Below are 12011 nucleotides of genomic sequence, written 5' to 3' on the forward strand. Positions count from 1 at the left end.
CACGGAGCCTCGGTTTCAATCCAAAGTCAGCGCGTCACGCGGCCTGCGGCGCGTGATGATGCAGGCCCAGAATCGGCTCGTTCATGCGCCGCACGAGCAGGTTCTGGCCCACCAGCGTAGCCGACACCACAAGCACGATCAGCATCGGCGGTCCGAACAGCCCCACCACCGTTCCGGCCAACGCCAGCGTGGCAAGACCGATCCCGGTTGAAACGATCACGCCGCGCATCATGCCCGTCGCCTGACCCAGATTGTAGGCGGGCGCACAGATCGCAGCCGTTCCGTGACCGAAGCACAGCAGCGCCACAAAGACACAGAACGGCGCCTGAAAGGAACCGAACCACAGCAGGGAGATCACCGGAGACCCGACCACGAGCCCGATGAACACGATCGGCACCCCGCGCCACATGTTCCGCAAGGTCACGCGGTACAAACGCTGCGCTTCGGGCAGATCCGTCCCGATTAGGCGAGCCATCGCAGGCACCAGCGTGGTCGAGGTGTTCGAAAACAGATTACGCGCGGTCGTCACGCCCCGGAACGCGGCTTCATATAGCCCCTGCACGTGCATCCCGCCAAAGTGGCTGACCAGCATCTTCGACAGGGGTTCGAACGAAGAGTTGAGGATGTTTGCTGCCTGCAGCTTCACGCTGATCCCGACCAGATCGCGCAGGGCGCTCATGCGAAAGGCGATGGGCAGGCGGGGCGCGCCGAGCGCGTGGCATACCGCGATCCAGGCCGCGAGCGAGCAGAACAGGAACTGAACGATCTGAGCAATGGCGAAGCCGGTCAGTCCGTGACGCGGGACCAGCACGAACACCAGACTCAGCTGGATCAGGTTGCCCGCCACCATGATCATCGAACGGACGAACCCGCGATGGAGCGCAAACAGCGAACTGGTGACCACCATCGCCAGATTGGTGCAGACGATCGCGCCGACCATCCATGGCAAGGCGGGCCGTGCCACCGCGACGTGATCGGGCCCGACGACGAACGTGAGCCAGTGCGAGACCGCAAGCCCCGCCGCGAGCGACAACACCGTGATCAGCAGGACGTTGCTGATGATCGCAGTATCGATGTAGCCGTGGATGCGGTGCGTATCGGTGCGCGCGTCGAGCGGCGCGACGAAGCGAGTCGCCGCACCGCCGAGACCGAAATCGCCGAGCCGGGCGATACCCAGCCAAGCCATCAGCGTCGACCACACCCCAAGCTGCGCGATACCACCTTCGACCACCACCATGCGGTAGCTGAAGAAGGTCAGTAGGGTCGCAGAGCAGACCTCGAGCAGACTGAAGATGACGTTGCGCCGAATATTGAGCATCACGTCATCGCCCAGCCCGCAGAATCACCGCCCGCGCCTCAGGCGTCCTTCGCGATCGGCGCGTTCTTCATCACTTCGAGGTCGGCGCGGACCATGTCGCTGGCGAGTTCGCGCGCCGTCATCTCGTGCGTCCAGCCGAGCTTTTCCCTGGCCTTGGTCGGGTCGCCGATCAGAAGTTCGACTTCGGTCGGGCGGAAATAGCGCGGGTCGATCTCGACAAGGCACTTGCCGGTCTTGGCGCAGTAGCCCTTTTCATCGACGCCCGAGCCCTTGAACTCGACGGTGATGCCCACCTCCTCGAAGGCCCAGCGCACGAATTCGCGCACTTCGGTCGTCTCGCCAGTCGCCAGAACGTAGTCGTCGGGCGTTTCCTGCTGCAGCATCAGCCACATGCCGCGCACGTATTCGCGGGCATGGCCCCAGTCACGCTTGGCATCGAGGTTGCCGAGATAGATCTTTTCCTGCCGCCCCAGCGAAATCGCGGCCGCGGCGCGGGTGATCTTGCGCGTCACGAAGGTTTCGCCGCGCAGCGGGCTTTCGTGGTTGAACAGGATGCCGTTGCTGGCGTGGATGCCATAGGCCTCGCGGTAGTTGACCACGATCCAGTAGCCATAGAGCTTGGCCACGCCATAGGGCGAACGTGGATAGAACGGCGTCGTTTCGCGCTGCGGCACTTCCTGGACGAGACCGTAAAGTTCCGAGGTCGAAGCCTGGTAGAACTTGGTCTTCTGTTCGAGGCCGAGGATGCGGATCGCCTCGAGCAGGCGCAGCGTGCCGATCGCATCGGCGTTGGCCGTGTACTCGGGCGTTTCGAACGAGACCTGCACATGGCTCTGCGCCGCAAGGTTGTAGATCTCGTCGGGCTGAACCTGCTGGACGATCCGGATCAGGTTCGTGGAGTCCGTCAGATCGCCATAGTGCAGGTGGAAGCGCTGATGCTCCACGTGCGGGTCCTGGTAGATGTCCTCGATGCGGCCGGTATTGAACGACGACGAGCGCCGCTTCAGGCCGTGAACGACATAGCCCTTTTCCAGAAGCAGGCGCGAAAGATAGGCGCCGTCCTGCCCGGTGACACCCGTGATCAATGCAACTTTGCCGACGCCGTCCGTCATGGTTCCGCCTTGAATCTGAGAATTGTGCAGATGCGAAATGATCTACCGTCCATTTGCGGCGGCGCAAGCAAAAACATCCAAAATGAATGGTAAATCACGCATCAAGCGCGTTAGATCTGACGACAGCCCTGCCAATTCGCACCCGCACGCCAACTACATGCAACTGCAATATCAGTGCAGCATTTTCCGGGCGCGGTTGACCCCTGCCCAGTATAAGACCTCGCGCGTCTGGCTGAAAACCCTTTCGACGAACCGGTCCATACGCGGGCTCGTCCGCTGCCGCGCTGCAGCAAGGCAGGCAAGGCGCGCCAAAACCCACGGGGCGCCGGGTATCCGCGCCAGAGGACGGATCAGCCACCGCACCCGCAACCGATCGGGCCGGTGCGGCGCAAAAACATCCGCCGCCAGCCCGGGATGCTTGCGCGCGAACAGCACGTCCGCCTCACCCGCCTCGAAATACTGGCGCAAGTTCTGTGCGGGCGTCACGACGTAGCGCTGGAAGGCGACGGCCTGCGCACAGAAGACCACCGTGTGCCGTTCGAGCAGGCGAACCCCGAAATCGAGATCCTCGTTGCCGTAGGTTCCGTCCCGGGTGAAGCGTCCGTCGAACCCACCAATCGCGGTAAACACTTCGCGGCGCACGGAAATGTGCCCCCCCAGCAGATCAGCCGTATCAAGCGCTCCGCCGGACGCCAGCCGCAATCGCCGCTGTTCGGCCCACGCCCCCACGCCCGCGCTAAGGAACCCGCGCGGCGAGGTCGGATCGAGTGGAATGTCGCCCATGACCGCGTCCGCCCCCGTACGGTGCGCAGCGACATGGGCGTCGAGGATGTCCTCGCGGCACATCATGTCATCGTCGAGGAACAGCAGGATCTCTCCCTGCGCCGCCCCGGCGCCACGATTTCGGGTATAGGCAGGCCCCTTGTTCGCATGAACCAGCACGCGTGGGGGGTGGCGCAGCGCCAGCCCGGCAATCGCCGCTTCGGTGCCGTCGGTCGATCCATCAACCACGACGATCGTCTCGAACGGGCCGCCGTAGGCAATCCTGTCGATCGCGCGCAGCGCGTCACAGACGACGTCGCGCCGCTGGTACGTGGGAATGATGATCGAAATGAAGGGCAAGGTCGCGCCGCCGCACCACCCCGCCTCGATCGGCCCGGCTTCACTCTGCATTGGCATGGGGAATCTGTCTCGTCATGGTTGCAGCGGCCGGTCGCGACGATAGAAGCAGATCGAGCCTGCCCCCGCCATGTTGCAGGGGCGAAGATAGGTGATTGAGGGAAACCCGTCGATGCAAAAGGCCGCTGTGTCCCCTCGCGTCTCGGTGATCTGCCCTTTCCTCAACGCCGAAAGCTTCATTGCCGAATCGCTCGCCAGCGTTCTCGCGCAGGATTTCACGGATTTCGAACTGATCCTCGTCGACGACGGATCGACTGATTCGAGTGCAAGCATCGCCAAAGCCCACGCCGCCTGCCTGCCCGGCCGCGCGACCATGCTCTCGCACCCCGGCCGGGCCAATCTGGGCATCAGCGCCTCGCGCTCGCTGGGCCTCTCGGTGGCGCGCGGACAATATGTCGCGTTCCTCGACGCCGACGACGTCTGGCTGCCCGGCAAGCTGGGCGAACAGGTGGCCCTGCTCGATGCGCACCCCGACGCGGCGATGGCCTGCGGCGTTGTCACTTACTGGAGCAGTTGGGACGGCGGCGAGGACGAGGTGATCCGCACCGGTGGCGCGATCGCGCCGGTCGCGCCGCCGGGCGTCCCGGTCCCGCGGCTCTATCCCGTGGGCGATGATGGCGCGCCCAGCCCGAGCGAAGTCCTGCTGCGCCGCGATGCGGTGATGGCGGTCGGCGGGCCCGAAGATGCCTTTCGCGACATGTACGAGGACCAGGTGCTCTTCACCAAGCTGATGCTGGCCTATCCCACGTGCTTTTCGGATCGCCACTGGCTGCTCTATCGCGTTCGGGGTGACAGTTGCACTGCCCATGTCCGCGCCGCGCGCCAGTACCTGCCGCGCCGCCGCCAGTATTTCGAATGGCTGGCCGGGCACCTTGTGCGCCACCCCGCACTCGCCACGCCCGGGCTGGCGCGTACCGTTCGGACGGAATTGCGCTGGCTGCGGCATCCGCTGCTGTGGAAGCTCAGGTGGCGTGTCCGCCACTGGCGGGCCAGAGGGCGCACAACTCGCGCCTGATCCGGTCGCGCCAGGCTGCTACCCGCAGGAACGTGGCAAGGCGCGGCATTTGCGTCTTGAAGGCAAAGCGCCAAGGCCCGTCGGTGGCGTTGATCTCGATTCGCGGCAGGTCGAACAGCGGGCTGTGTGCCTCGACGCGGCAATCCTTCAGGCCGAAGGCCGCGCGATAGCCGGCTGCCGCGACAGCGTCGCGCACGCGCGCATCGTGCTGCCCGAAGGGATAGCAGAACGTACGCGGGCGCGGCAGGCCATGCCTTTCGAAATCGTCCGCAGCGCCGCGCGTCTCTGCCTCCAGCGCCGCCGGATCGAGCAGCGGCATCGAACGATGACTGCGCGAATGGCACCCCAGTTCGACGCCCAGCGCCGCCAGTTCGCGCAACTGCGCCCAATCCAGCAGGCGATGGCGGTGCGCGCCGTGCGGCTGGTCCCACTCGTTGGTGTAAGAAGCCATGCCGGTCACCGCGAAGGCCAGCGCCGGAATGCCGCGCGGGCGCAGGATCTCGCACGCCACGTCGAGCAGGTCGGCATAGCAGTCGTCGAAGGTCAGCAGCACCGCGCGCCGGGGCAGACCGATGCGGCCTTCGCGCGCGGCCAGCAGATCGTCGGCGCTGATGAACACGAAACCGCGCCGTACCAGCGAAGCGAGATGCGCCTCGAAACGCGCGCGCGGCACGCTGAAGCAGCTCAGCACCGGATCCTCGGCATGATCGGCGATGGCGTGGTAGCACAGCACCAGTGCGCTCTGGCGGTCCGGCACGCCGCCGCTGGCGGCGACGCCGGCCCAATAGCCGACCATCCGGCACGCGAAAAACAGCCGCCCGAAAGTTCGGCTCGAACGCCAGGGGCTGCGCAGCACCAGTTCGGCCATGCTCGCCGCCACGGTCGCCAGCAGCCGATGCAGGCCCGGCACCCTGGCCAGCGGGCGAAATATCCAGCGCGTGGCGGGGTGCGAAGCGAGGCTGATCTCAAAGATTTCCCGCGCATGGCCCAGATGCCGCTGCGCAAAGCGCACGTCGGCCCGCCCCAGTTCATAACCGCGCCGCAGGTACTCGCGCGGCTCGACGATGTAGCGGTGCATGCTGACCGCGCGGGAGTTGTGCCGCACATCGTAGCGCGCGAGCAGCTTGACCGCGATGTCGGCGTCTTCCTTGCCGTACTTGCCGCCCGCCGTGTAGTCGGGATCGAACCCGCCGATGGCGTCGAACACGCTCCGCCGGATCGAGATCTGCCCACCGAAGACGTTGAACGGGGTCAGCTTGTCGAGGGCCCGCGCCGCCTTGGCCGACCGCTCCGCCCAAAGCGCGATGCCTTCGGTCAGGAACCCGCGCGGCGAACTGGCTTCGAGTGGAATCTCGCCCACCACCGCGTCCGCGCCCTCGGCATAGCTGCGCGCGTGCTCGGCAACGATATCGGGGCGGCAGATCATGTCGTCGTCGAGGAAGAACAGGATCTCGCCCGAAGCGCGCGCGGCCCCGGCATTCCGGGCTTGCGCCAGCCCGCCGTTGGGTTGCTCGATGATCGTGCAGGGAAACGGCGTTTCGATCCGGCGCAGCGCGGCGGCGGTATCATCGGTCGATCCATCGACCACCACGACCAGTTCAATCGCGCCCGCATAGTCCAGCCGGCACAGCGCCCCTACGGCTTCGCAAACCATGTCGCGCCGCTGGTAGGTGGGGATGATGATCGAGAACGATGGCAGGCCCGGATCGCGCGTCACGGCGCCCCTCCCATGACCGCGTGATAGGCCGTCTGCTGCAAGGGGCCGGCTTCGACGACACGGCCATCCTGCAGCACGATCGCCGCGGAACAGGCGGACAGCGTGCTCTGCCTGTGGCTGATGACCAGCGCGGTGCGGAACCAGCGCCGATCGTCGAGCAGCGCCATGACCTCGTTCTCGGTCACGGCGTCGACCGCGTTGGTCGCTTCGTCGAGAATCAGCAGGTCGGGCCGGCGCAGCAGCGCCCGGGCGAGCGCGACGCGCTGGCGCTGGCCGCCAGAGAGGTTGCCCCCCCCTTCGCCGACCCGCGTAGCGAGGCCGTGCGGCAAGGCGGCAAGGAACTGCTCGACCCCTGCTGCGCGGGCCGCCTCGCCGATCTGTGCAGCGCTAGCGTCGGGGCAGCCATAGGCGATGTTGTCAGCCACGCTGCCATCGAACAGGCCAACGTCCTGCCCGGCCACCGCAATCCGCTGGCGCCATTGTGCCATGTCGAGGCACGACAGCGGCGCATCGCCGAAGCGCACCGCGCCTGACGCGGGCGCCACAAGTCCCGTCAGCAGGTTGATTACGGTCGATTTGCCCGCGCCAGACTTGCCTACCAGCGCGGTCACTGTGCCCGGCTGGATCGCGAACGATGCGCCGGCCAGCGCCACGCTGCCATCGGGATAGGCATAGTCGACGCGGTCGAACGTGATCGTGCGGTCGATGGCGGGCACGGCCAGCGCATCGGGTGCGGGCGGGGGCGGCGATGGCAGGCGCAGCAGCCATTCCACTTCGCCCACCGACCCCGCATAGGCGGCCAGCGCGGCGCGCGCCTGGGTAATCTGCGCCGCCTGCGGCTGGGCACGCAGGATCAGCAGCAGGAATGCGGTCACCTGCTCGATCGGCACGGCCAGCATGAAGGCCGCCAGCAACAGCGACACGAACATGCAGGCGACCAGAAAGTCGAACAGCGGCCGCACCACCCCGCCCAGCACGTTGAGCACGCGATAGTCGCGAAAGCTTTCGCGTGAGACGGCGCTGAACCGCTGCTCTTCGGCCTTGGCCTGACCGAACAGGCGGATGACACGCGCCCCGTCGGTGATTTCGCGGGCCTTGATCAGCAGGGCCTTGTCCCGCTCGCTGGCCGCAAGGCTGCGTTGCCGCTGGGCGGCCTCGATCCGGGACATCACCAGCGAGACCGCCGTGACGCCCAGCACCGCTATCAGCGAAAGACGCCAGTCGAGCCAGACCAGGATCGCCGCGAAGACCACCACGCTGGCGCTCGCCTGCAGGATCAGGAACAGCGCGCGGATCGCTTCGAACGACCACCAGCTCGCCTGTCCGAACAGGGGAAAGATGCGCGCGCCAAGGCCCCGGAGCAGCAGCGAGAACTCCAGATCCAGCGTCTTGCGCGCCATCGCGTCCATCACGTCGCGGCAGGCGGCGGCATGGACCCGTCCCACCAGCGCGTTGTTGGCGACGTGCGCCATGGCCTTCCCCGCGATCAAGGCCATGATGATCCCGAGCAGCACATAGGCCTGCCCATGGGGCGCGACCGTTCCGACCAGTCGCTCCATCGCCAGCATCGGCCCCGGCAGTTCGATGGCGATGTTCCGGCCCATCAGCAGGCCGATCAGGGGAACGAGCGCGCCAATACCGACGCTTTCGAGCAGGGTGGTGAGCAATCCAAGCAGGACCACCAGCGGCGCATACCGCCAATAGGGTCGCAGAATCGGCCCCAGCACAGGCGACGTCAGCAACGAGGCGGGGGTCGCTCGGCCGCCATCGCCCTGGTCGGCATCTGTGGGATCAGGCAGGGGTCCGGACAAGAGTAGAGGCCTTACCTAAGGTTAGTGTTAAATATAGTCTTTAGATATCATTCAGTCCCTGCCCGTCTAAAACGATACACCAACAACCTTCCCCGCCGTTCTACACGTACCGCCAAAGAAACCTTGCCTCATAAACCGATAGCATAGACTTATCGCATGTTTCCGATAGGTTTCGCAATTGCGAAGGCGGCACCATGACGATAACGACAGACCGGATGATTAGGCACATCGACAGCTTTTGGTCATGACCCTGGGCACAGACCCAGACCTGGCTTGCTCCGGGCTTGCAGGCGTTGGCCTCGCTGCCCCCGCTCCGGCTGGCGTGACCCCCGAATGCACCTCCGAAGGGGCTGCCGATGTCGCGGTCGTCATCGCCACCTACAATCATGCCCATTTCCTGGTAGACGCGCTGCGCAGCGTCTTCGCGCAGACCCGGTTGCCCCGAGAAGTCGTCGTCGTGGACGATGGCTCGACCGACGACCCGGCAGCCGTCGCCGCGCAATTCCCCGCCGTCCGCGTCGTACGCACCACGAACCAGGGGCTGCCCGCCGCCCGCAACAATGGCCTTGCCGCCATCACCGCGCGTCATGTGATCTTTCTTGACGCCGACGACGTGCTGCTGCCCGGTGCCGTGGCCGATGGCCTTGCATGCATCGATGCCAACCCTGGCGTCGCGCTGGTCTGCGGCGGCTTCCGGCTGGCAGACGCTAACCTGCGTCCGCGCGGTGGGGCGGTGCTGCCCCGGCTGGGGCCGCTCGGCCACAATGCGCTACTGCGCGGCAACCACATCGGAATGCCGGCAACCGTACTCTACGATCGCCACGTCGTGACCAAGGTCGGCGGATTCGACCCTGCCTTGCGGCGCTGCGAGGACTACGAACTCTACTTGCGCATCACGCGCGATCATCGCATCGCCAGTCACAATGGCGTTGTTGCGCTCTACCGCCTGCACGGCTCCAACATGTCACTCGATGCCGTCGAGATGCTCACCTGGCATCGGCGCGTACTGGAACGCTATCGTCCCGACGGTTCAGATCCTGCCGCGCTGCAAGCGTGGAAGGAAGGGATGCACGCCCAGGTCGGCGCCTATGCCAACATCGTCTGGACCGATCGCGGCGCCAGCGTCGGGCCGAAGTGGAAGCAGCGGAGAAGGATGATGGCGCTCGCGCCCTGGACGACGACCAAGGCCGCCTTGCGCCAACTCCTGGCGCGAAGCCTGCCCCGCCCGCTGGCGGACGCGATGCGCAGCCTGCGCCGCCGAGCGTTGATCGCAGGCGCGGGCAAGATCGATTTCGGCGACCTCGCGCGGATCAAGCCGGTAAGCCAGGGCTACGGCTTCCGGCGCGGCACCCCGGTCGACCGCTTCTACATCGAGCGTTTCCTCGTGACCCACGCAGCGGACATCCGCGGCCGCGTGCTGGAAATCGCCGACGACAAGTACAGCCGCCGCTACGGCCGGGCCATCACGCAACAGGACATCCTGAACGCCGTGCCGGCAGAAGGCGCGACCATCGTGGGGGATCTTGCCGCCGATGGCCTGCTCCCGGCGGATGCCTTCGACTGCGTGGTGCTGACCCAGACGCTGCAATACCTCTACGACGCGCGCGGCGCGGTTCGGCAGTTGCATCGCGCGCTCAAGCCCGGCGGAGTGGTGCTGGCAACCGTGCCGGCCATCTCGCCCGTCGATCACGAAGACTGGGAATGGTACTGGCTGTTCACGCGCCATTCCGCGCAGCGCCTGTTCGAAGAAGCATTCGGCGCGGGCAACGTCGACGTGGAGCTGAGCGGCAATGCCTTTGCCGCCACCTGCTTCCTGCAAGGCGTGGCGCAAGAGGACGTTGGCGTCCAATGGCTCGAACCGTGCGATCCGACCTTCCCGGTCAACATCGCCATCCGCGCGCGCAAGGCGGGCTGACCCCGCCGCGCAACCCCGGCCTCAGGACTTCTTGGGGACGCTGAAGCTGCCGCTCACCCGGCCGCCGCTGCCCGCCGCGCCCGAAGCGCCGCCGCCGCTGTGTCCGTCGACGCTGGAAATGCCGGTGTTCAGGTCGATCACCAGGCGCCCGCCGTTGAGCGTATCGCTGCCGCGCCGCAGTGCGACATTGCCGACCATGGTGATGATCTTGCGGTTGAAATCATAGACCGCCACGTCGCCGCTGGCGCGCTCGTCGCGCCGCGTCACCACCACGCCACCCGTCGCGTCGATCCGCTGGATCTTGAGATCGCCCGCATCGGTATAAGCGACAGTGGTCCGCGCCGCCGTCATGTGCAGCGCTTCCTGCGTGATGTCGACATTGCCCGACAGGACCACGCGCTTCTGCTTGTCCTGCAGTTCGATGCGGTCGGCCGCATAGTTCACCGGCGCATTGCTGTTGTGCGAGGCGATCGCCTGCGCCGCAAGATGCTGCGCCCCGGCAATGCCTGCGGCCGCAAGCGCGAAGCCGATGGCGGCCTGACGCAGCGGACGGGCCTGGCGGATGGTCTCGATCATCGTCGTCAAGGCCTGGTCCTCATGGCATCGTCCTCACGGCGTCTTCATCTTGCCCGGCTCCATGCGCAGTCGGGCGTTGCCCTCAAGCGTCACGGTGCGCTGTTCAAGGTCGGCGCTTATCCTGTCTGCGGTGAATGTGCCAGCCGGAATCCGGCCCTCGACGCGCCCGCGGCTGACCATGCGCTTGGCGTCGATGTCGATATCGCTGCCTTCGGTGACCATGCGATAGCCGTCAGCGGTCTGGAAATTGACCGGACCGTCCACCGCGATCGTCTGCTTGGCGAAGTTGTAACCACCCGCATCCGCCGTCAGGATGGCAGGCCCGCTGTCGAGCATCACCCGCGCGGTCACGTCCTTCATCTGCACCACGTCGTCGTGTTCGGAATGCTGGACCGCATTGCCCGCCGTGACCGAGAAGTTGCGCCCCTTGTTGTCCTGCCCGCGATACATCGCGCTCACGACCTTCAATCGGTCCTGCACCACCGCCACCTTGTTGCGATCGAGCAGGAAGCTGATCTCGCCGCGCGGGCTGAGAGGCGCAAGGATCATCACCGCCAGCAGCGCGCCGATCAGCAGCGGCAGCCCGCGCGCGGCCAGCCGCACCAGCCGGTCATGAGAGCCGCCCGGCGCGGCGAACAGCTGTCGCCGCGAGCGGATCTGGTCGGCCTGAATGGTCATGGACGCGCGCGCTCGCCGCTCACTCGTGGCTGAAGATGTCGCGGTCGGCCCAACCGGCGATGTCGAGCAGGGCGCGGCTGGGGAGGAAATCGAAGCACGCCTGCGCAACCGCGGTGCGGCCTTCGCGTTCCAGCCGCTCGACCAGGATCGTATGCATCGCGTGCAGGTGGCGCACGTCGGACGCGGCATATTCCTGCTGCGGATCGGTCAGAACGGGCGCGCCCCAGTCGCTCGACTGCTGCTGCTTGGAGATTTCCTTGCCCAGCAGTTCGCGGACCAGATCCTTCAGCCCATGGCGATCGGTGTAGGTGCGCACCAGCTTGCTCGCGATCTTGGTGCAGAACACGGGCGTCGCCATCACGCCCAGATAGTGGTGGATCGCGGCCAGATCGAACCGTGCGAAGTGGAACAGCTTGATGCGGGCAGGGTCCGCCAGCACCGCCTTGAGGTTGGGCGCGTCATAAGAACTGCCCACGCCGAAGCGGACAAGGTGTTCGTCCCCCTTCCCGTCGGAGATCTGCACCACGCACAAGCGGTCGCGCGTGGTGATCAGCCCCATGGTTTCGGTGTCGACCGCAACGATGCCCGGTGCAAGGCAATCGGCGGGAAGGTCTTCTTCGTGCAGGTAAACGGCCATTGCCGGCACTTAAGGCCTTCGGCGCGCGGCGGCAAGGACCCTCGCCACCGCGC

General features: G+C 66.1%; 10 protein-coding genes. 2 read left to right on the plus strand and 8 right to left on the minus strand.

Annotated features, from left to right (window positions below; all coding sequences use genetic code 11):
• Positions 1–34: 34 nt before the first annotated feature.
• From K3A84_RS17360 to K3A84_RS17370, 3 genes are all read right to left on the minus strand, one after another.
• Complete coding sequence (locus K3A84_RS17360; protein ID WP_225010817.1) at positions 35–1318, minus strand: oligosaccharide flippase family protein; 1284 nt, start codon at positions 1316–1318, stop codon at positions 35–37.
• A gap of 38 nt (positions 1319–1356) precedes the next feature.
• Entirely contained in the window at positions 1357–2430 is a 1074-nt protein-coding gene (gmd, locus tag K3A84_RS17365) for a GDP-mannose 4,6-dehydratase (protein ID WP_225010721.1), read from the minus strand.
• A 171-nt stretch (positions 2431–2601) separates the two neighbouring features.
• Entirely contained in the window at positions 2602–3609 is a 1008-nt protein-coding gene (locus K3A84_RS17370) for a glycosyltransferase family 2 protein (RefSeq protein ID WP_225010722.1), read from the minus strand.
• A gap of 112 nt (positions 3610–3721) precedes the next feature.
• Here K3A84_RS17370 and K3A84_RS17375 point away from each other — a divergent pair, with 112 nt between their 5' ends.
• Complete coding sequence (locus K3A84_RS17375; RefSeq protein WP_225010724.1) at positions 3722–4624, plus strand: glycosyltransferase family 2 protein; 903 nt, start codon at positions 3722–3724, stop codon at positions 4622–4624.
• Here K3A84_RS17375 and K3A84_RS17380 read toward each other — a convergent pair.
• A complete protein-coding gene (locus K3A84_RS17380; protein ID WP_225010730.1) occupies positions 4572–6341 on the minus strand; it encodes a glycosyltransferase in 1770 nt (589 codons plus the stop codon). The two genes, K3A84_RS17375 and K3A84_RS17380, sit on opposite strands and share 53 nt — an antisense overlap.
• The gene (locus K3A84_RS17385; protein WP_225010732.1) at positions 6338–8152 is read right to left on the minus strand and encodes an ABC transporter ATP-binding protein; all 1815 of its coding nucleotides are present in this window, start codon (positions 8150–8152) and stop codon (positions 6338–6340) included. Before K3A84_RS17385 ends, K3A84_RS17380 begins: the two co-directional genes overlap by 4 nt.
• Before the next feature lie 322 nt (positions 8153–8474).
• Between K3A84_RS17385 and K3A84_RS17390 the strand changes: the two genes are divergently transcribed.
• On the plus strand, positions 8475–10067 hold the full coding sequence (locus tag K3A84_RS17390) for a glycosyltransferase (protein ID WP_225010739.1): 1593 nt from the start codon (positions 8475–8477) through the stop codon (positions 10065–10067).
• A gap of 21 nt (positions 10068–10088) precedes the next feature.
• On the opposite strand, the gene K3A84_RS17395 is transcribed toward K3A84_RS17390, so the two are convergent.
• From K3A84_RS17395 to K3A84_RS17405, 3 genes are read right to left on the minus strand one after another with little or no spacing between them, the layout of a single operon-like run.
• Complete coding sequence (locus K3A84_RS17395) at positions 10089–10643, minus strand: LptA/OstA family protein (RefSeq protein WP_225010818.1); 555 nt, start codon at positions 10641–10643, stop codon at positions 10089–10091.
• Between the two features lie 33 nt (positions 10644–10676).
• The gene (gene lptC, locus K3A84_RS17400; RefSeq protein WP_225010740.1) at positions 10677–11321 is read right to left on the minus strand and encodes an LPS export ABC transporter periplasmic protein LptC; all 645 of its coding nucleotides are present in this window, start codon (positions 11319–11321) and stop codon (positions 10677–10679) included.
• Positions 11322–11340: 19 nt separating this feature from the next.
• On the minus strand, positions 11341–11958 hold the full coding sequence (locus K3A84_RS17405; RefSeq protein ID WP_225010742.1) for a ribonuclease D: 618 nt from the start codon (positions 11956–11958) through the stop codon (positions 11341–11343).
• Between the last annotated feature and the right edge of the window lie 53 nt (positions 11959–12011).

Origin of the sequence: Novosphingobium percolationis, from assembly GCF_020179425.1 — a bacterium.
GTDB classification, from domain to species: domain Bacteria; phylum Pseudomonadota; class Alphaproteobacteria; order Sphingomonadales; family Sphingomonadaceae; genus Novosphingobium; species Novosphingobium percolationis.